This window comes from Pseudomonas sp. NFPP12, assembly GCF_900103205.1.
Taxonomy (GTDB): Bacteria; Pseudomonadota; Gammaproteobacteria; order Pseudomonadales; family Pseudomonadaceae; genus Aquipseudomonas; species Aquipseudomonas protegens.
On record NZ_FMWW01000001.1, the window covers coordinates 1,578,040 to 1,596,246 of the forward strand.

General features: G+C 66.5%; 19 protein-coding genes. 12 read left to right on the forward strand and 7 right to left on the reverse strand.

From position 1 onward, the window contains the following. Positions 1-6: 6 nt before the first annotated feature. Positions 7-1,134, reverse strand: coding sequence for a saccharopine dehydrogenase family protein (locus tag BLS75_RS06815; protein WP_072452333.1), 1,128 nt, complete (start codon positions 1,132-1,134; stop codon positions 7-9). A gap of 436 nt (positions 1,135-1,570) precedes the next feature. Between BLS75_RS06815 and BLS75_RS06820 the strand changes: the two genes are divergently transcribed. After that, positions 1,571-2,440, forward strand: a complete 870-nt coding sequence (locus BLS75_RS06820; protein WP_011060752.1) for an isocitrate lyase/PEP mutase family protein — start codon at positions 1,571-1,573, stop codon at positions 2,438-2,440. Between the two features lie 33 nt (positions 2,441-2,473). Here BLS75_RS06820 and BLS75_RS06825 read toward each other — a convergent pair whose 3' ends face one another. Then, positions 2,474-2,878: a response regulator gene (locus BLS75_RS06825; RefSeq protein WP_011060751.1), complete on the reverse strand. Its 405-nt coding sequence runs from the start codon at positions 2,876-2,878 to the stop codon at positions 2,474-2,476. Positions 2,879-3,061: 183 nt separating this feature from the next. Between BLS75_RS06825 and BLS75_RS06830 the strand changes: the two genes are divergently transcribed. The 7 genes from BLS75_RS06830 to BLS75_RS06855 all read left to right on the forward strand — a co-directional run bounded on the left by BLS75_RS06830 (position 3,062) and on the right by BLS75_RS06855 (position 10,872). Further along, entirely contained in the window at positions 3,062-3,811 is a 750-nt protein-coding gene (locus tag BLS75_RS06830) for an SIR2 family NAD-dependent protein deacylase (protein ID WP_072452334.1), read from the forward strand. Positions 3,812-3,862: 51 nt separating this feature from the next. Continuing rightward, entirely contained in the window at positions 3,863-4,528 is a 666-nt protein-coding gene (locus BLS75_RS06835; protein WP_072452335.1) for a suppressor of fused domain protein, read from the forward strand. Between the two features lie 225 nt (positions 4,529-4,753). Continuing rightward, positions 4,754-6,127 (forward strand): nucleotide 5'-monophosphate nucleosidase PpnN, encoded by a 1,374-nt coding sequence (ppnN, locus tag BLS75_RS06840; protein ID WP_072452336.1) that lies wholly within the window; start codon positions 4,754-4,756, stop codon positions 6,125-6,127. Positions 6,128-6,376: 249 nt separating this feature from the next. After that, positions 6,377-6,535 carry a hypothetical protein gene (locus tag BLS75_RS32360; protein ID WP_174394982.1) on the forward strand — a complete coding sequence of 53 codons (159 nt, stop codon included), beginning with the start codon at positions 6,377-6,379 and terminating at the stop codon, positions 6,533-6,535. Positions 6,536-6,587: 52 nt separating this feature from the next. After that, on the forward strand, positions 6,588-6,788 hold the full coding sequence (locus tag BLS75_RS06845; protein ID WP_072452337.1) for a hypothetical protein: 201 nt from the start codon (positions 6,588-6,590) through the stop codon (positions 6,786-6,788). Continuing rightward, on the forward strand, positions 6,779-8,989 hold the full coding sequence (locus BLS75_RS06850; protein ID WP_072452338.1) for an ankyrin repeat domain-containing protein: 2,211 nt from the start codon (positions 6,779-6,781) through the stop codon (positions 8,987-8,989). The genes BLS75_RS06845 and BLS75_RS06850 overlap by 10 nt, the downstream gene beginning before the upstream one ends. 119 nt (positions 8,990-9,108) lie before the next feature. Then, positions 9,109-10,872 (forward strand): FAD-dependent oxidoreductase, encoded by a 1,764-nt coding sequence (locus tag BLS75_RS06855; RefSeq protein ID WP_065363751.1) that lies wholly within the window; start codon positions 9,109-9,111, stop codon positions 10,870-10,872. Positions 10,873-10,887: 15 nt separating this feature from the next. Here BLS75_RS06855 and BLS75_RS06860 read toward each other — a convergent pair whose 3' ends face one another. Next, on the reverse strand, positions 10,888-11,916 hold the full coding sequence (locus BLS75_RS06860) for a hypothetical protein (protein WP_239690645.1): 1,029 nt from the start codon (positions 11,914-11,916) through the stop codon (positions 10,888-10,890). A 205-nt stretch (positions 11,917-12,121) separates the two neighbouring features. On the opposite strand from BLS75_RS06860, the gene BLS75_RS06865 reads away from it, so the two are divergent. Then, entirely contained in the window at positions 12,122-12,496 is a 375-nt protein-coding gene (locus BLS75_RS06865; protein ID WP_011060745.1) for a DUF2784 domain-containing protein, read from the forward strand. 224 nt (positions 12,497-12,720) lie between these two features. Beyond that, positions 12,721-13,389, forward strand: a complete 669-nt coding sequence (locus tag BLS75_RS06870) for a TetR/AcrR family transcriptional regulator (RefSeq protein ID WP_072452340.1) — start codon at positions 12,721-12,723, stop codon at positions 13,387-13,389. Here the strand turns inward: BLS75_RS06870 and BLS75_RS06875 are convergent. Continuing rightward, a complete protein-coding gene (locus tag BLS75_RS06875) occupies positions 13,386-14,237 on the reverse strand; it encodes a helix-turn-helix domain-containing protein (RefSeq protein WP_072452341.1) in 852 nt (283 codons plus the stop codon). The genes BLS75_RS06870 and BLS75_RS06875 overlap by 4 nt on opposite strands. A gap of 6 nt (positions 14,238-14,243) precedes the next feature. Then, positions 14,244-14,696, reverse strand: coding sequence for a GNAT family N-acetyltransferase (locus BLS75_RS06880; RefSeq protein ID WP_072452342.1), 453 nt, complete (start codon positions 14,694-14,696; stop codon positions 14,244-14,246). Positions 14,697-14,840: 144 nt separating this feature from the next. Here BLS75_RS06880 and BLS75_RS06885 point away from each other — a divergent pair, with 144 nt between their 5' ends. Together BLS75_RS06885 and BLS75_RS06890 are read left to right on the forward strand one after the other, a co-directional pair. Further along, the gene (locus BLS75_RS06885) at positions 14,841-15,242 is read left to right on the forward strand and encodes a DUF6713 family protein (RefSeq protein ID WP_072452343.1); all 402 of its coding nucleotides are present in this window, start codon (positions 14,841-14,843) and stop codon (positions 15,240-15,242) included. 14 nt (positions 15,243-15,256) lie between these two features. Further along, positions 15,257-15,586 (forward strand): DUF2834 domain-containing protein, encoded by a 330-nt coding sequence (locus BLS75_RS06890; protein ID WP_011060740.1) that lies wholly within the window; start codon positions 15,257-15,259, stop codon positions 15,584-15,586. A gap of 9 nt (positions 15,587-15,595) precedes the next feature. On the opposite strand, the gene BLS75_RS06895 is transcribed toward BLS75_RS06890, so the two are convergent. Both BLS75_RS06895 and BLS75_RS06900 read right to left on the reverse strand, forming a co-directional pair. Beyond that, on the reverse strand, positions 15,596-16,951 hold the full coding sequence (locus tag BLS75_RS06895; protein ID WP_011060739.1) for an MATE family efflux transporter: 1,356 nt from the start codon (positions 16,949-16,951) through the stop codon (positions 15,596-15,598). 133 nt (positions 16,952-17,084) lie between these two features. Continuing rightward, positions 17,085-18,068, reverse strand: coding sequence for an acrylyl-CoA reductase (NADPH) (locus BLS75_RS06900; protein WP_072452344.1), 984 nt, complete (start codon positions 18,066-18,068; stop codon positions 17,085-17,087). Positions 18,069-18,207: the final 139 nt, after the last annotated feature.

An 18,207-nucleotide genomic window follows, 5' to 3' on the forward strand; every position in this document is an offset into this window, starting at 1 on the left:
CGGGGGTTAAACCGGCGGGCGCGAGAAACTCACTTGCAGTTGCAGGTGATCCGGATCGTCGATCGCCCGCAGGTACTCCTCCACGCTGACCTCGCCGGCACTAGACCGGGCCCCCGGGGCCGGCGCATGGCCGGCGAGCAGCTTGTGCACCACCGCCACCGCCGCGCAGCTGGGAATCTCCGGCCCGTGGTCATGGGTTGCGGTGAGCTGCACGCTCATCGACAGTGGCTGGCCGTCCTGGCCCAGGCCGTGCACATCGATGTACAGGGCACTGAGCCCATCTCCGAAACCTTCGAACCAGGTGCCGCAGCGATGCAGGCGCGCCGCCCAGGGCGCCGGGTCGCGCACCAGGCCGAGCTTCACCGCCTGGGCCAGCAGCGCATTGGCCAGCCCGGCGACCTTCAGCCCGGCGCCGGCCTGGAAGCTCAGGGTGTGGGCACCGTAGCGCTCGGCGAACAGATCCAGGTCCGGCACATCGACATTGGCCACCAGCCGCGTGCCCAGCCTGGGCAGCTTGCGCAGGGTCAGGCCCTGCCAGCCGATCACCGGGTGCGGCCGGCCGTCCTTGAGTTGCAGGATGGGTTTGCCGGCATAGGCCAGCACGCCCTGGATGGTGGACAGGCCGGGCATCTTCGCCGAGGAGGAAATGCCGTGCTCGATGCGCTCGATGCGGGAAAAACGCTCACGGTGTTCATCGATCATCGCCGCCGACAGGGTCGGCACCGAGCTGCAGCCGCTGAGCAGCGTCACCCCGGCGGCCCGGGCGGCCTCATCCAGAGTGCCAATGCCGCGCACGAACTGGCGACAGTCGGCCAGGTCGCAGTAGTTGACCCCGGCCTCGATGCAGCCCCGGGCCACCGCGTAGGACTGGCCCTGGAACGGCCCGCCGGTATGGATCACCCAGTGCACCTTAAGGGCCTTGAGCGCCGGCGCCCATTGCGGCCCCATGGCATCGCCGCACCAGCCTTCGCAGGGCTGCCCGCCTTCAGCCTGCAAGGCCTGAACCTTGGCCGCGAGCTTGTGCGGGTCGCGCCCCGAAATCAGCAGATGCACCCCAGGGGTATGGATCAGATAGCGGCAGACGATGCTGCCGAAATTGCCATAACCACCCACCACCAACACCCTGAGCGCCATTGCCTGCATCCTTGAACTAAGCCGTTGCGCAGCGTGAACGCTGCCATTCGAGGCGCGGCAGCTTGGTGGATTTGCCAGCGCTCGACAAGCCCCCGCCAACCTTCGACATGCCCCCGAAACGCCCCTGGCAAGTGCTTGTAATATTCAGTTAGAAAAAAATGCCAATGCCGGTCCGGCATAATGCTATGCAAAATCCTCATCATCTACGGCCCTGGAGCGTGATAGCCTCGTCCTGCTATGTCGGCCTCGCATAATAAACCCGTCGGTTCGCGCAACCGAACGGGATAAAGACGCCTTGCTACCCACCTTGTTTCATCTTCATCTGCCCAACTAACGTTTCGCTGTGAGCCGCTCTTTCCCCGGCTCGCCAAGGGAACTGATTGCAAAATTTGACTCGACCTCAAGGTCGATCTCTCGATCCTATCTCGGAGCTGTTATGTCCAGGCTTTCCCATCAAGATTTGCGCCGCGGTTTCCGTGAACTGATCGCTTCCAACTCCTGCTACCACACCGCTTCCGTATTCGACCCGATGTCTGCCCGTATCGCCGCCGACCTGGGTTTCGAAGTGGGCATCCTCGGCGGCTCGGTGGCCTCGCTGCAAGTGCTGGCGGCCCCCGACTTCGCCCTGATCACCCTCAGTGAATTCGCCGAACAGGCCACCCGCATCGGCCGCGTGGCGCAGTTGCCGGTCATCGCCGACGCCGACCACGGCTATGGCAACGCGCTGAACGTGATGCGCACCGTGGTCGAACTGGAACGCGCCGGCATTGCCGCGCTGACCATCGAAGACACCCTGCTGCCGGCCCAGTTCGGGCGCAAATCCACCGATCTCATCTCGGTGGCCGAAGGCGTCGGCAAGATCCGCGCCGCCCTGGAAGCCCGGGTTGATCCGGAACTGGCGATCATCGCCCGGACCAACGCCGGCATCCTTCCGGTGCAGGAAATCATCAGCCGTACCCAGCAGTACGAGCGTGCCGGCGCCGACGCCATCTGCATGGTGGGCATCCGTGATTTCGAACAGCTGGAACAGATCTCCGAGCACCTGAGCGTGCCGCTGATGCTGGTGACCTACGGCAACCCGGCGCTACGGGACGATGCGCGCCTGGCCGAGCTGGGCGTGAAGATCGCCGTGGACGGTCATGCCGCCTACTTCGCCGCGATCAAGGCCACCTACGACTGCCTGCGCGAGCAGCGGCAGATCTTCACCCAGGCGTCGGACCTGAGCGCCACCGAACTGGCCCACACCTACACCCAGCCCGAGGAGTACATCGTCTGGGCCAAGGAGTTCATGAGCGTCAAGGAGTAACACCGGCGATTGGCCGGGGTGAGGCGCCACGCCTCAACCCTGGGCCGATTTCAGCGCGCCTTCCACGCAGTCGAGGATCTGCCCGATGGTCCAGGGCTTGCGGATGAAGGACACCGGATAACGCACCCCGGAACTCTCGGGGGTCTCGAAACCCGACATGACCACGATCGGCAACTGCGGCCAGCGCTCGCCGCACAAATTGCTCAGGCTCGCGCCATTGAGGGTGCCGGGCATGGTGATATCGGTCAGTAGCAGGGCCACGTCCGCGGCCTGTTCCTGCAGGAATTCCCAGGCCCGATCCGCGCTGTCCATCGCCTGGGTGGCAAACCCTTCGTCCTGCAGGATCTCGCAGAGAAACTCCAGCACCGTCGGCTCATCCTCCACCACCAGGATCAAACGGGATTGGGCGCCGGGATTGACTGGCGTGGCTGGGTTCATGAGGGTGACACTCCCTGACGGATTGAGGCGGCTACACACAGGACCGCTGACAAGAGTTATGAGCGGCGCCTTGACGATAAATTCATTTACGCTGCAAGGCTGGCGCGTTTTTTAGTACCGGTCCGATCCGCACGCGGAAGCGGGCGCCCCGTTCTTTCACCCACGGCAGGAACATCTTCAACCATGCAGTTCGATCCCAAGCGCCTGGCCCAGGCCCGGCATGTGGTGGTATTCAGCGGTGCCGGGGTCTCGGCGGAAAGCGGCATCCCGACCTTTCGTGACGCCCTGACCGGCCTGTGGGAACACTTCGACCCGGCGCGCCTGGCCACTGTGCAAGCCTTTCGCGAAGACCCGGCGCTGGTCTGGGGCTGGTATGAATGGCGACGCCAGAAAGTGCTCCAGGCCCAGCCCAATCCAGCCCATCTGGCCCTGGCCGAACTGGCCCGGCGGGTGCCGCGCCTGACCCTGATCACCCAGAACGTCGACGACCTGCACGAACGCGCCGGCAGCCCCTCGGTGCTGCACTTGCACGGCAGCCTGCACACCCCCAAGTGCTTTGCCTGCAACCGCCCGTTCAAGGGCCAACTGCCCTTGCCGAACTTGCCGGAACAGGGCGCCAGCCTGGAGCCGCCGCGCTGCACCGGTTGCAACGGCAAGATCCGCCCCGGGGTGGTGTGGTTCGGCGAACCCCTGCCCCAGGCGACCCTCAAGGCCGCCTTCAACGCCGCCGAAGCATGCGACCTGCTGCTGTCGGTGGGCACCTCCGGGCTGGTCCAGCCGGCGGCGCGAATTCCCCAACTGGCGCTGCAGCACGGCGCCTGCGTGGTGCATATCAACCCCCAGCCCCAGGCTTGCACCGGCGCCGAGGAATACAGCCTGGAGGGCAAGGCCGGGCAGTTGCTGCCGGAACTATTGCGCCAGGCTTTTGCCTGATTCCCTGGCGGCTCAAGCCGGGCCGCTGCTTCTGTTCAAGGACGCTCTCACATGCCGCAATCCCCCGACTCTTCATGGCTCGAAGCCGCCTGGGCGCAACGTGAAGAACAGATCTACCCGGCGCTGTTCGGCGCACTGGGCCCGGGCATCTATCCCCTGGACATGGCGCTGTTCAGCCAGGTCTTTGGCCAGCACGACGTCGATCCGCGCTGGCTCACCCACGGGGTCTTCGAATCACCGCCCAATGCCAGGCGCAGCAGTTGGCTATACGTCACTTCGGGCCTGTCCAATGCCTGGGAAGATGCCCGGCCCGATGCCGATGGCGAATCCGGCATGGGCCACGAACTGCTGCTGGAAACCCGCGAACAGTCACCCTGGGCCCTGCGCCTGTTACGCAATTTCTGCGCCTACCAGTTGCTGCTGGCCGCCGGCCGTTTTGGCGAGCAGCCGCCGTTGGGCGAATGGGACCGCATGCGTACCGGCGAACCGATCAATGGCGGCGACAGCCTGTTGCAGGCACTGCTGTTCATCACCGCGCCGGGTTTTGCCGGCCCCCGGCAATTGCTGAGCGGGCGCTTCGGATTTCTGCAGATCATCGGCCTGACCCTGGCCGAACACGCCTGGGGCCAGGCCGAGGGCTACCCGGCCCTGATGGAGCGCCTGGCCCTGGCCGGGGCTGCGCCGGTGCTGGACCCGACCCGGGCCAGCCTGTGCTGAAGGCCGGTGAAAAATCCGTCACGACCAGGGCGGATCGTCATTTTTCCCGCCACGGCGGGCCCGCATGAGGTAGATTCAAGCAGCGAACAATCTCGCGACGACGTTTGCTTTCTTGCCCTGCCGCTGGAAACCAAGCCCCGTACCGGTGGCTCTGTTCACTGCCCCGCTATTTTTTCGCCACTGGCCGTACACGGCGCGGTGGCGTCGCTTTCAGGAAATGGATGAATGCCGCAAAGACAAGTGATCAATGCTTCGGTGAGCCCGAAAGGCAGCCTGGAGACCCTCTCGCAACGTGAAGTGCAACAGCTCAGCGCCGCCGGTTCCGGCAGCATCTATACCCTGTTCCGCCAGTGCGCCCTGGCCATCCTCAATACTGGCGCCCACGTCGACAACGCCAAGACCATCCTCGACGCCTACCACGATTTCGAAGTGCGCATTCACCAGCAGGATCGCGGCGTACGCCTGGAACTGCTGAACGCGCCAGCCGATGCCTTCGTTGATGGCGAGATGATCGCCAGCACCCGGGAAATGCTCTTCAGCGCCCTGCGCGACATCGTCTACACCGAGAACGAACTGGACAGCCAGCGCATTGACCTGGACAGCTCCCAGGGCATCACCGACTACGTCTTCCACCTGCTGCGCAACGCCCGCACCCTGCGCCCCGGCGTCGAGCCCAAGATGGTGGTGTGCTGGGGAGGCCACTCGATCAATACCGAGGAATACAAGTACACCAAGAAGGTCGGCCACGAGCTGGGCCTGCGCAAACTGGACATCTGCACCGGCTGCGGCCCGGGCGTGATGAAGGGCCCGATGAAGGGCGCCACCATCGCCCACGCCAAGCAGCGCATGAGCGGCAGCCGCTACCTGGGCCTGACCGAGCCGGGGATCATCGCCGCCGAGGCGCCGAACCCCATCGTCAACGAGCTGGTGATCCTGCCGGACATCGAGAAGCGCCTGGAAGCCTTCGTCCGCGTCGGCCACGGCATCATCATCTTCCCCGGCGGCGCCGGCACCGCGGAAGAGTTCCTCTACCTGCTGGGCATCCTGATGCACCCGGACAACCGCGACCTGCCCTTCCCGGTGATCCTCACCGGCCCCAAGAGCGCGGCGCCCTACCTGGAGCAGCTCAACGCCTTCGTCCTGGCAACCCTGGGCGAAGCGGCGCGCCAGCACTACCAGATCATCATCAACAACCCGCCGGAAGTGGCGCGGCAGATGACCGAGGGGCTCAAGACCGTCAAGCAGTTCCGCCGCGAACGCAACGACGCCTTCCACTTCAACTGGCTGCTGAAGATCGACGAGAGCCTGCAACGTCCCTTCGATCCTACCCACGAGAATATGGCCAACCTGCAACTGAGCCATGCCCTGGCGCCCCACGAACTGGCGGCCAACCTGCGTCGTGCGTTCTCCGGCATCGTCGCCGGCAACGTCAAGGACCAGGGCATTCGCCTGATCGAGCAGAAGGGCCCGTACAGCATCCACGGCGACCCGGCGATCATGCAGCCCCTGGACCAGTTGCTCAAAGCCTTCGTCGAGCAGCACCGCATGAAGCTGCCCGGCGGCGCCGCCTACGTACCGTGCTACCGCGTGGTCAACTGAGCCCTGCCCTGCCGCCTTGAACAACGCCGCGTTCCCTGCCTGGGAGCGCGGCTTTTTTTTACCCGATCGGTACCGTTCGCCACGCGTCCGGTCCTGCTCCATGCCACTGCAACGCCCCTCTGGCGGGCCGTGCCTGGGGGTAAGTATTTTTCGTTTTTTTTGCGCCACCGGCGCCGCCGCCCATCATTCACTGCCTGAGTACTATCGCCTCACTGCCACTTCCGGCGGTACCTAAAGGAGATGACTCACATGGCTAAAAAAGCCCCTTCTGCCAAGCCCTCGCCGATGAACCAGCCGGCAGCTTCGCGTATCGCCAGCACCACCGCCAAGGCCGGCAACGGCCAGGTGGCGGCGGACAGCTTCGCTGCCCGGGCCGAACGCGCCGCGGCAAAAAACGCCAATCCTTGATCCTCTCGCGCCCCACCGGCCTTCGCCGGTGGGGTCAGGCCAGGAGGCCGACATGACCCATTACAGCAATGACAAGGACATCGCCCGGCTGGTCCGCCAGCAATTACGTCTGGGCTGGCTGTTCCATCATGGCAAATGCCATGGGAAGCTCACTGCCCCAGGCAAGGGCTCGATCCCTGTGCCCTGCACACCCAGCGACTGCCGGGCACTGCAAAACTTCAAAATGATGCTGCGGAGGCTCGAATGCCGATAGCCCGTTCCCCCTTTCCCAGCCTGGGTGAGTGCTACCAACTGCTGACCGCCGCGTTCGATACCAAGGCCAGCGACCCAACGCGGCGCAAGCAACTGGCCAGGCTGGCAGACAGCGATCACGACTGGAGCCTGTTTCCCGCGATCAAGCGTGACCTGCTGATCGAACCCCTGGCCCAGCTGGACTGCGAGTTCGCCCAGTACGTGGAAGCCTTCATCGATTATCTGCAGGCGCACTACCTGGATCTGATCAAGAACGTGGAGCTCGATAGCCTGAGCCGCGAGCAGGCATTACCGGCACTGGTCGAACACTATGCCGGCCTGGTCGGCGGCTTCCTCCAGCAACTGCAGCAACGCTTCGGCGGCCCGAACCTGGGGCAACTTCTGGACCCGGACCAGACGGCCTTCGGGCAGGTCTTGCAGTGGTATCAGCAGCACAGTGGCGACTCGCTCCAGCAACTGGCCCAGCGCCTGTATCCCGAGAGCAAGGATGCCCGTGACCAACTGGCCCGCTGGCACAACGGCACGCGGCTGGCCGACCTGTCGAGCCTCAAGGTCCTGCTCAAGACCCTGGAACAGGCCGCCAGCCCGCCCCTGCTGGTGCGCAACCTGGGGCGCTGGCTGGTGATTGGCCGGGCCCTTGGCTACCTCGATCAACAGCTGCTCGGCGCCGGGCGCGGAGCTTTTCGCCAGCCGGTATTGCAGGCCCTGTTGCTGATGCCCACCCCGGACAGCGGCCGGCAGGCGCTGCGGCGCCTGAATCTGGCGGCCGGCCAGCGCCTGAACATCCTCAAACCCGGGGCCCGATGGCTGAGCGAACACCTTGACCCGAGCCGAGACAAGGACAGTACCTGCCAGGCCCGAACCCGGCAGATGCTGGACGACTTCATCACCCTGCAAACCCGTTATGACGAAGATCACCGCACCGGCTATTTCAGTGCCTGGTACGAGGGCCGCTGGCAGTTGCTCTCGGGCAACTTCCCTGCCGCCCTGCGGCATTACGCCAAGGCCCTGGACGCGGCCCTGTATCGCGCCGGGCCCTTGCAGCTCGGCCTGCTGGAGGAAGCCCTGAGCCTGGCGGCGGCGCTGGAGGACAAGATCCTGCTCAAGCGCATGAAACATCAGGCCGTGGTGCTGGGACTGTTCAGCACCCTGGGCATGGAGCAGGGCCCGGTGATCAGTGACTGGGAAATCATTCAGTTGAAACAGGTCTTCGCACGGCTGTTCCCGCCGCAGGGTTTGTTCCCCCAGGCCGAGCGCCAGGAACTGCAGGTGGAGCGGCCCTTCCTGGCTTTCGACCCTGCCGAGATCGCCCGGATCAAGGTGGACCTGAAGCGCCCCGACCGGGTGATCACCGTGCATGCCCTGGACGGCCAGAAGCGTCGCTATCCGCAATTGCTGTGGTTCGCCTCCGAAGGTCAGGCCGATGCGGTGAGTGCGCTGTTGCAGGCCGGTGCCGACGTCAACCCGGGCGACGAGGCCGCTGGCTCGGCGCTGCTGTGCGCCCTGCAATACGCCCACGATAGAAACCAGCGTGGCGCCCTCGACCTGCTCCTGGCCCGGCCTCATGCCGTCGCTACCCTCGACCGCCGCACCCGCAGAAAACAACTGACGCCCCTGATACAGGCCATCGACATGGGGGATGCCGAACTGGCGGCCCGACTTCTGCAGATGGGCGCCTCGGCCGACGCGCGAGGGCTGTATCCGCTGCTGACCCCGCTGTATCACTGCCTCGGAAAGCTGTGCCAGGTGCAACGCCCGGACAAGACACTGGAGTTGGTACTCGAAAGGATCGGGCAACAGGACCCGGTCAGCCGCGAAGTCCTGCGCCGGACCCTGGGCAGCAGCGCCGGAACCTTCGGGCAACGGATGCCCATACCACCCGGACACCCGCTGTATCAACAGGTGCTAGAAATTCTCCTGGAACTGCAGAGTGAACGCTGCGACCCCGGGCAACTGATGCATATCGCGCACCTGCTGCTGCACCACGGTGCCGACCCCAACGCTGTCCACGACTACCCCTGCGCCGGCCGGACCCCACTGATGCTGGCGGCCGAAGACGACCAGTTGGAGCTGTTCAAGGCCATGCTCGCAGCCGGCGGCGAGCCACAGCGCCAGGATCGCGAAGGCGCCGATTGCTGGCAGATCGCCCTGGCCCATGGCGCCCATCGGGTTCTGGCGTGGCTGCGCTCGATGCCGTCCTGAGAACCGTAGCCTGAAACTCCGGGACGGTTTGACAGCGTCCTGAGCAGTGTGGAATAGTTTTCCATAAAAATGGAACATAGTTCCATTTTATCTCACTGATCGAAAAAGGCCCTGTCATTGTGAGCGACGTTCCCGCTGCAACCCTCCCGCCCCTGGATTGTGACTTGTTGGTGATCGGCTCCGGCGCCGCCGGCCTGGCCTGTGCGGTGACCGCCGCGTGGCATGGCCTGAAGGTGATAGTTGTGGAAAAGGATTCCACTTTTGGCGGTGCCAGCGCCTGGTCCGGCGGCTGGATGTGGGTGCCGGGCAATCCCCTGGCACGCCGCGCCGGCATCCATGAAAACCCTCAGCAACCGCGCACCTACCTCAAGCATGAGCTGGGGGAGCGCTACGATGCCGCACGCATCGACGCCTTTCTGGATAACGGGCCGCAGATGGTGGCCTTCTTCGAACAGCACACGGCCCTGCAATTCGTCGACGGCAATGGCATCCCGGATATCCACGGCCAGGTGCCCGGGGCCGGGATCGAGGGCCATCAGGTGATCGCCGCGCCGTATGACGCCCGGGCCATCGGCCCACTGCTCAAACGGCTGCGCAAGACCCTGCGGGAAACCTCGTTCCTGGGCATGCCGATCATGGCCGGGGCCGACCTCGGGGCCTTTCTCAGCATGACCCGTTCCTTCAGGTCGCTGCTGCATGTGGCCGGGCGCTTTGCCCGCCACCTGCGGGACCTGGCGCTACACGGCCGGGCCATGCACCTGGTCAACGGCGTGGCGCTGATCGGCCGGCTGGGCAAGTCCGCCGAGGACCTGGGGGTCAACCTGCTGGAGTCCACCCCGGCCCGCTCGCTGCTGCGCGATAGCCAGGGCGTGCAGGGCGCCCTGGTGGACACGCCTGAGGGGCCGCGGGAAATCCGCGCCCGGCGTGGAGTGCTGCTGGCCGCCGGCGGCTTCGCCAATGACCTGCCCCGGCGCCAGGCGTTGTTTCCCCGTGCCCCGGGGCCGGACGAGCACCTGGCCCTGCCGCCGCGCAGTTGCTGCGGCGACGGCATCCGCCTCGGCGAACAGGCCGGTGCCGTGCTGGCCACGGACCTTGCCAGCCCGGTGGCCTGGGCCCCCGTCTCTCGGGTGCGGCATGCCGACGGCAGCATCGGCCACTTTCCCCACATCATCGACCGGGCCAAACCCGGGCTGATCGGCGTGCTGGCCAACGGCAAGCGTTTCGTCAACGAGGCGGACGGCTACTACGACTACACCGCGGCCATGCTGGAGGCGGTTCCCGCGGGCGAGGAAGTGGCGTCCTGGCTGATCTGCGACCACCGCTTCCAGCGCCGTTACGGCCTGGGTTATGCCCGGCCCTTCCCCCTGCCGGTGGGGCCGCTGGTGCGCAGCGGCTACCTGGTACGGGCCGACTCCATCCAGGCCCTGGCCAGCCAGTGCGGCATCGACCCCCAGGGCCTTGCGGCCACGGTGCAGGCATTCAACCAGCATGCCCGCAACGGCCAGGACCCCGAGTTCGGCCGCGGCTCGACGCCCTACAATCGCAAGCAGGGCGACGCCCTGTATCCCGGGCCCAACCCCTGCGTGGCGCCCATCGAACAGGGGCCGTTCTATGCGGTGAAAGTGCTGCCCGGCAGCTTCGGCACCTTTGCCGGGCTCAAGACCAACGCCCAGGCCCAGGTGCTGGATTCGCACGGCACGGCGATCCCCGGGCTGTATGCCGCAGGCACCGACATGGCCAGCGTGATGGGCGGCTTTTATCCCTCCGGCGGTATCAACCTGGGGCCGGCCATGACCTTCGGCTACATCGCCGGGCGCCATGCGGCCGGGGTCAGTGACTACGAAGTGCCGCTGGATCCTGGTGCCGAGGCCACCCGCGGCTGAACCGCCGGGACGGGCTCAGGGGCCCCGGCCATCGCCGGCGTCCTCATTGACCAGCGGCGCCTGCAACTGGCGTTCGAGCTGCTGGCCGAGGTAATACACCCCGGCCATGACCCCATGCTCGGGGTCATGCAACTGCCTGGACCAGGCCTGATCAAAGGCCGCGCCCAGGTCCCGTCGGGTCTGGGCCTGCAGGTCTTCCCGGTCATGGTCCTGGACCAGCGCCCGGACCCCGGCCACTCCCACCGAAATCAGCGCGCCGGCCACCCGCCCCACCGCCGCCGCCACCGCACCGGCCACACTGCGGCTGGCGAACTGGGCCTGGAGCTTGTCACTGGTCACCTGCGCCACCTGGGACACCCCCGGGGCCGGCGCTCCCTGTTCGCCGGTCGGGGCGCCATGGATCTGCTGCAGCAAGGGCCCATAGGCGGGCAAGCGGGCAATGGGCTCGGCCCGTATCAACTGGTTCAAGGAGGCGCGCTGCTCGGGGGCCGGCCCCAGGTCGATGGCCAGCACCTGGTCCAGATGGAGTTCCAGTTGCGGTGCCGGCAGTGGGTAACGGCTGCGGATCTGCGCCAGCTGCTGGCGCAGCAACTGCACATAGAACTCCATGGCCTCACCGGTGATCGCATCGGCATCGACTTCCAGCGCCACCGGTGCCAGCACCCGTTCCTGGTACTGCTCCTGCAAGTAGGCCGCCAGGCGCCGGGAAGCTTGCCCGGCGTCGCCTTTATCGTTCAGGGAATACCAGCCGACCTTGAGCGACAGCCATTCCTGGGTCCAGTAGCCACTGAACCAGGGAATGAAGTTTTCCTCGGTCTGCTGGTAGACCCGGGCCCGCCAGTGCTCCATGGAGCCCTGGGCATAGACCTCGGCCTGTTCAGTGGCGCTGCGGGAGGCTTCCAGCAGTTCATGGTTGACCTGGCGCCAGGTGGCCGGGCTGACCGGCATCGCGGCCACCGGCTCGGGAACCCGATGGGCGCAGCCGGCGAGCACCAGCATCAGCACCAGGACCCCGTGGCGGCAGCAGAGCATCGTTGGCCGCAAGGCATGTACCTCCCGCAAAGGCCGCGCCAGGCTCGACAGGTCGCCCTGGCGTTCCAGCAGTATAGGTAGCGCAAAGGCGGGCCCGATCGATTGCGAGCCGGGCTTTTTTCCTGCACCACGAAGAAACACTGCCACCGCCCACCGGCCCTCGGTATATTGCGCCCCGGCGCCTGCGCCACGGATTTGCCCCCTACAAGGAACCCCCATGCTCTACCGTATTGCCGCCGACAGCCTGGTGCTGTTTCACCTGTCCTTTATCGTCTTCGTGCTGCTGGGCGGCCTGCTGGTGCTGCGCCACCCGCGGCTGATGCTGCTGCACCTGCCCGCCGCGGCCTGGGGCGTGGCAGTGGAAGTGCTGCACCTGGAGTGCCCGCTGACCCGCTGGGAAAACCTGCTGCGCCACGCCGCCGGCCAGGACGGCTACGGCGCCGGCTTCATCGAGCATTACCTGATCCCGCTGATCTACCCCGCCGGGCTGACCCCGGGCATTCAGCTGTGGCTGGGCAGCCTGGTGCTGCTGATCAACCTCTGGGTCTACGGCTACCTGGCCCGACGCTGGCTGCGCAAGCGCCGCGCCTGAGCCTGCCGCCAGCCGGAACGGCGCACCGTTCCGGCCTTGCCTCCTCTGTTCGCTCCTCTACGAAACAGCCGAGACAGCAGCGCCGGCGCCTGAGGCAGGTGTTTCGCTATATACTTTTGTATATTGCGATTTCACACCCCCGAGATTTGCCCATGCACTGCCCCTCATCCACCCCGTTTTGCCCGCCCCCGCAGGCGCTTGAGGCCGACTCGGCAGCGCCCCGGGTGCCAGCGCCAGCCCGCCAGGAACGCCGCTCGCGCCTGCGGCATCGGCAACTGATCCTCGATGCCGCCCGCAACGAGTTCGCCGCCAAGGGCTTCAGTGCCTGCCAGACCCTGGATATCGCGCTGCGCGCCGGGGTGCCCAAGGCCAACCTGTACTACTACTTCCACACCAAGGAAAACCTCTACGCCGAAGTCCTGCAGCCCCTGCTGGAACCCTTGCACCAGGCGTCGCGGCTGCTGCACCCGGAGGCCGATCCGGCGCAGGCGTTGCAGGCATACATCGAGGCGCGGATGCAGATCGTCGAGGATTTCCCCCTGCGTTCGAAGATTCTCTGCAGCGAGTTGCTGCACGGCGCGCAGCAGTTGCCAGAGGCCTGGCGTGAAAGCCTGGAGGCGCAGAACCGCAGCGAAATCGCTTGCCTGCGCAATTGGGCCGAACGCGGCCAGATCCGTACCATCGCCCCGGAGCACCTGCTGCTGTTCATAGGAGCGGCGACCCAGACCTACCCTACCCTGGGCTGGCAGATCGCCCTGATGAGCGGCGTAGCCCAGCCCTCCAGCAGGGACTTCCAGAGCGTCGCGGCCACCCTGACCCGCATGGTGCTCGCCGGGGCATTGCCGGCGCTGGCGAGCGCCCAGGGGCTGCCGGCCCGGGCCCTGGCGATCTAACCCGGTTCCAGTTCGCCCAGGCATTCGCAGGCCAGGGTCAGGGCCTGCCAGGTCGGCTCGTCAGCGGGAATCAGGTGTTCGATGCGCAGCGACGCCACGGTAATGTCCTGGGGCATGCCGAAGGTGGTGAAGGTGGACAGAAAACGCAGCTCGCCCCCGGGCCCGCGCACCCGGGTCAGCAGCAACGGCTCGGCCGGGCTCGGGGTCGCCGGCGACTCTCCGGGGAACGGCAGGCCGGCCAACAGCGCCGCCAAGCCGGGGTCGCCCATGGCTTCCCGGGAGGCCCGCTGCCAGGCCACCTGGCGCACCTCCTCGGCATTGATCAGGCAGTCACCGAAACCACCGGGCTCCAGCAGGGCCGTCAACAGGTTGAAGCCCTGTTCCATGGCGTGTTGCGACAACCCCAGCAGTTGGAACAGCGCCGCGGTAGCCTGATTGGCCGCCAGCACCTGCCAGCCACTGTCGATGACGATCGCTGGCGCCGGGTTGTTGGCCTTGAGCAGGTGCATCAGCGCTGCGCGCACCGGCGCCAGGCCGGGGTCGGCCAGGGGCAAGGCGGCATAGCGCGGCGCATAGCCCGCGGCGAGGAACACCCGGTTGCGCTGGGGCAAGGGGGTGTCCAGGGTGGTCAGCAGCGCATCCAGCAAGGCCGGGCTGGGCTGGGCGCGGCCGGTCTCGACGCAGCTCAGGTGGCGCTGGGAAATCCCCGCCTGCAACGCCAGGTCCAACTGGCTCAAGCGCGCCTGGCGCCGTAACTGGCGCAACTGTGCGCCCACTGGCAAGGGCCCGGCGCGGGGAGCTTCAAGGGTGCATGGCATGGCGGCGCGACCGCTGTCGGGCACAGGCATCCCGGCTCAGCCCACACGCTTGCAGAAGATCAGCTCGGGGTCCTGCTCGTCGAGGTTCTCGATCACCCCACTGGGCTGGAAACCGGCCTTGGCAATCAGGCCCCGGGCCGCCAGGTTCGACTGGTTGGTGGAGATGAACAGCCGGGGCGTGCGACAAGCCTGCTCGGCGGCGCCGAGCAAGCGCCGAGCCACGCCCTGGCGTTGCTGCCCCGGAGCCACCACCACCAGGGACACGAAGCCATGGTCGAAGAAGTCATGGTTCAGCAGCAGGTAGCCGACGACCCGGCCGGCCGCCACCTCCACCCAACCCTGGCCACGGCCCACCGCCACGCGTACGGCATCGCCCCGGCTGGCGTGGGCCTGGGCATAGGTGTCGCACTCGAGCATGGCCGGCACATCATCGGGCCCGGCCACGCGGAGCACCCGGCCTGCGCCGGGAGCCTGCTGGTTGGAAGTCATCGCTGTTCAATCCTTGAAAGTGAAAGTCGCGCCGCCCCAGCTGACAGCCTGAAGCGCCCCGCTGTCTATGACCTGGGGGGTCATTGAGTGACAACAGGCTTGCCACTTAGCCTGTTCGCTCCCGCTTGTTCAAGGATTTTCACCGTGAAAAACACACTATGGCGACTCTGCATCGGGCTGTTCGCCGGCCATGAGCTGGATGCCGTGGCGCAGCGTGAATGGCGCCTGCTGTATGGCCTGCGCGACCTCGACCCCCTGCTCGGGCAGCACCTGTTCATTGCCCTGCACGTCCCCCTGTGTGCCGGGCTGGTCCAGCTGTGCGGCCATCGGCGCCGTCGCGTGCGCGAGCTTGCCCGCCAGTGGCTGGCGGCGCTCGCCCTGGTGCATGCCGGGTTGCATCAACGCCTGCGCGACGACCAGCTGTACCTGTTCGACTCCCTGCTGTCGCAAAGCCTGATCTTTGGCTGTGGCGCAGCCGGCCTGCTGTATCTGCTGCTGGGCCTGGCCACCCGCAACCGCCGCGCCGTACACCCAGCCCATCCCTGATCGAGGACTGCGCCATGCGCCACCCTTACCCCGCCCTGCTGGCTCTACTGGGCTTCAGTGCCTACACCCTGTACTGCCTGTTCCAGGCCGAACAGTCGCTGCTGCAATTCGGCCTGCAACTGCTGTCGCGCCCGGACACCGCACAAGTGGTGATCGACCTGTACCTGATGGCGCTGCTGGCGGCTGCGTGGATGCTGGGAGACGCCCGCGCCCGTGGGCGCTCCTGGCGTTCGGTGCTGCCCTATCTGCTGCTGACGGCGGTCTTCGTCTCCATCGGGCCCTTGCTGTACCTGGTGGTTCGCGACCTGCGCCCGCCCCGGCAGCCACTGGCCGGCGGCGCTTGAGCGCGGGCTTCAGATCAGGCGCTGGATCTCCTTGTGGCGCCACACCAGCTTGAAGTAGCAGACCTGCAGCACCAGCATGGTCAGGTAGGCCACCGGGAACGCCATCCACACCCCTTGCAGGCCGAAATGCGCGTCCAGCACATAGGCCGCCGGCACCTGCACCCCAAGGATGCAGAAGATCGAGATCGCCACCGGCACCAGCACCGTGCCGCTGGCGCGCATGATGCCGCCGACCACCGCCTGGAAACCGAACACCAGGATGCTCCAGAGCATGATGTGCAGCAGGTGCTGGGCCTGCACCAGGGCTGCCGGGTCGATGATGAACAGGCCCAGCAGCCAGTGGGAAATCAGGTAGCCGAGCAGCACCAGGGCGCCGGTGAGGCACAGGTTGATCGCAAGCCCGGTACGCAGGATCGGGGTGATGCGCTCCAGGCGCCCGGCGCCGATGGCCTGGGCGCCGAGGATCGAGGCGGTGATAGCGATCGACAGCGCCGGGAACTGCACGTAGTTGACGATCTGGGTCACCGCGCCATAGGCCGCCGTGGCCTGGGAACCGTGGCGGTTGACCAGGGCCAGGATCACCAGTTCGGAAAGCGAGATGACCACCATCTGCACGCCGGTGGGCAGGCCGATGCGCAGCACCTTGCCGAGTATCGCCCGGTTCAGCCGCAGCGCCGCGAACAGCGCCCGGTCCGGGGCCAGGGGGTGGTCGCGGCCACTCAGGCGCCAGACCAGAAACCCCATGGCCAGGATATTTCCCGCCAGCCCGGCGAAGGCCGCGCTCTGGATACCCATGGGCGGCAGGCCCAGCCAGCCACGGATCAACGCCGGGGTCAGCAGCAGCCCCGCCAGGGTCGAGACCATCAAGGCCAGCAGGGGCGACAGGGTATCGCTGACACCCCGCAGCAACTGGGTGTAGAGCACGAACACCAGCAGCAGCGGCATGATCAGCATCATCACCCGGGCATAGCCCACTGCGTCGTCCAGTACATCGGCCGGTGTGCCCAGGCCCTGCAGGGCCGGGCGGGCGAAGAGCATGCCCAGCACCGCCCCCAGCAGGCCGATCAAGGCCCCCAGCATCAGGGTACTGCCGGCCACCGACTTCACCGCATCCAGCTCCCGAGCACCCCAGGCCTGGCCGATCAGCACCGAGGCGCCGGCCCCCAGGCCGATCACCAGGGCAATGAAAAAGAACACGATGGGGAACATCCCCGACACCGCCGCCAACGCCTGGGTGCCCAGCAACTGGCCAATGTAGATACCGTTGAGGGTGCCGGAAAACGACTGCAGGAAATTCGACAGCACCATGGGCAGGAGGAAGACCAGGTACACCTGCCAGAGGGGGCGCTGAGGGGAAATGGACATGAAACAGGCAACCTCGGATCAAGAGGACGAAGGGCCGCGAAGAAGCCCCGTGGCACGGGGCTCGCGTCGGACCTGAAACATGTAGCAACCCAGGCCGTGCACGGCGTTCCGACAGCGCGGCCCGGGGTTTATATCAGTGGTTGACGTCGACCACCACCCGCCCGCGAACCTTGCCTTCAAGCAACTCGTGGGCGACGGTCAGGGCCTCTTCCAGGCCCACTTCGCGGGTGATCCGCTGCAGGTGCTGCTGGTCCACCTCGGCGGCCAGGCGTTCCCAGGCATGCACCCGCTCGTGATAGGGACGGGTCACGCTGTTGATCCCCAAGAGGCTCACCCCACGCAGGATAAAGGGCGCCACCGAGGCCGGGAAATCCATGCCCTGGGCCAACCCGCAGGCGGCCACCAGGCCATCGGCGGCGGTGCCGGCACAGACGTTGGCCAGCGTATGGCTGCCCACCGAGTCGATGGCCGCCGCCCAGCGTTCCTTGGCCAGCGGACGCCCCGCCTGGGACAGCTCGGCGCGCTCGATGATGCGGCTGGCGCCCAGCGCCTTGAGGTAGTCGGCCTCCTCCGAACGCCCGGTGGCGGCGATCACCGAGTAGCCCAGGCGCGACAGCAGGCTGATGGCAAAACTGCCGACCCCGCCGCTGGCACCGGTGACCAGCACCTCGCCGTGTTCGGGGGTCAGGCCGCTGCGCTCCAGGGCGATCAGGCAGAGCATGGCGGTGTAGCCGGCGGTGCCGATGGCCATGGCCTGGCGCGCGCTGAAGGCTTCAGGCAGGTGGATCAGCCAGTCGCCCTGCAACCGGGCCTTCTGCGCCAGCCCGCCCCAGTGGCTCTCGCCCACGCCCCAGCCATTGAGCAGCACCTGCTCACCCGGGCGAAAGCGCGGATGGCTGCTGGCTTCGACGGTGCCTGCCAAGTCGATACCGGGGACCATGGGAAACTGCCGCACCACCGGGCTCTTGCCGGTGATTGCCAGGCCGTCCTTGTAGTTCAGAGTGCTGTAGGCCACCCGGACCGTGACATCGCCCTCAGGCAGTTGCGCCTCCTCCAGCTCGCGCAGATGGGCGCGATAACCTGCAGTGTCTTTGTCGATCACAATGGCCTTGAACATCATGGACTCCTGTTGGCAAGGGAGGCTGCAGCGCTGGCTGCAACGACGTAGAGCGCGAACGCGCCATCCTACGCAAGCCCCCGCAAGGCGTCCATGAGCCTCCCCCCTCCCCACCCGCGACGCTCGAAACAGCCCCTGC

Excerpts from the sequence above, each read along its gene's own strand:
- BLS75_RS06815 (WP_072452333.1), bottom strand. The coding sequence starts at position 1,134 with ATGGCGCTCAGGGTGTTGGTGGTGGGTGGTTATGGCAATTTCGGCAGC.
- BLS75_RS06820 (WP_011060752.1), top strand. The coding sequence starts at position 1,571 with ATGTCCAGGCTTTCCCATCAAGATTTGCGCCGCGGTTTCCGTGAACTG.
- BLS75_RS06825 (WP_011060751.1), bottom strand. The coding sequence starts at position 2,878 with ATGAACCCAGCCACGCCAGTCAATCCCGGCGCCCAATCCCGTTTGATC.
- BLS75_RS06830 (WP_072452334.1), top strand. The coding sequence starts at position 3,062 with ATGCAGTTCGATCCCAAGCGCCTGGCCCAGGCCCGGCATGTGGTGGTA.
- BLS75_RS06835 (WP_072452335.1), top strand. The coding sequence starts at position 3,863 with ATGCCGCAATCCCCCGACTCTTCATGGCTCGAAGCCGCCTGGGCGCAA.
- ppnN (WP_072452336.1), top strand. The coding sequence starts at position 4,754 with ATGCCGCAAAGACAAGTGATCAATGCTTCGGTGAGCCCGAAAGGCAGC.
- BLS75_RS32360 (WP_174394982.1), top strand. The coding sequence starts at position 6,377 with ATGGCTAAAAAAGCCCCTTCTGCCAAGCCCTCGCCGATGAACCAGCCG.
- BLS75_RS06845 (WP_072452337.1), top strand. The coding sequence starts at position 6,588 with ATGACCCATTACAGCAATGACAAGGACATCGCCCGGCTGGTCCGCCAG.
- BLS75_RS06850 (WP_072452338.1), top strand. The coding sequence starts at position 6,779 with ATGCCGATAGCCCGTTCCCCCTTTCCCAGCCTGGGTGAGTGCTACCAA.
- BLS75_RS06865 (WP_011060745.1), top strand. The coding sequence starts at position 12,122 with ATGCTCTACCGTATTGCCGCCGACAGCCTGGTGCTGTTTCACCTGTCC.
- BLS75_RS06875 (WP_072452341.1), bottom strand. The coding sequence starts at position 14,237 with ATGCCTGTGCCCGACAGCGGTCGCGCCGCCATGCCATGCACCCTTGAA.
- BLS75_RS06880 (WP_072452342.1), bottom strand. The coding sequence starts at position 14,696 with ATGACTTCCAACCAGCAGGCTCCCGGCGCAGGCCGGGTGCTCCGCGTG.
- BLS75_RS06890 (WP_011060740.1), top strand. The coding sequence starts at position 15,257 with ATGCGCCACCCTTACCCCGCCCTGCTGGCTCTACTGGGCTTCAGTGCC.
- BLS75_RS06895 (WP_011060739.1), bottom strand. The coding sequence starts at position 16,951 with ATGTCCATTTCCCCTCAGCGCCCCCTCTGGCAGGTGTACCTGGTCTTC.
- BLS75_RS06900 (WP_072452344.1), bottom strand. The coding sequence starts at position 18,068 with ATGTTCAAGGCCATTGTGATCGACAAAGACACTGCAGGTTATCGCGCC.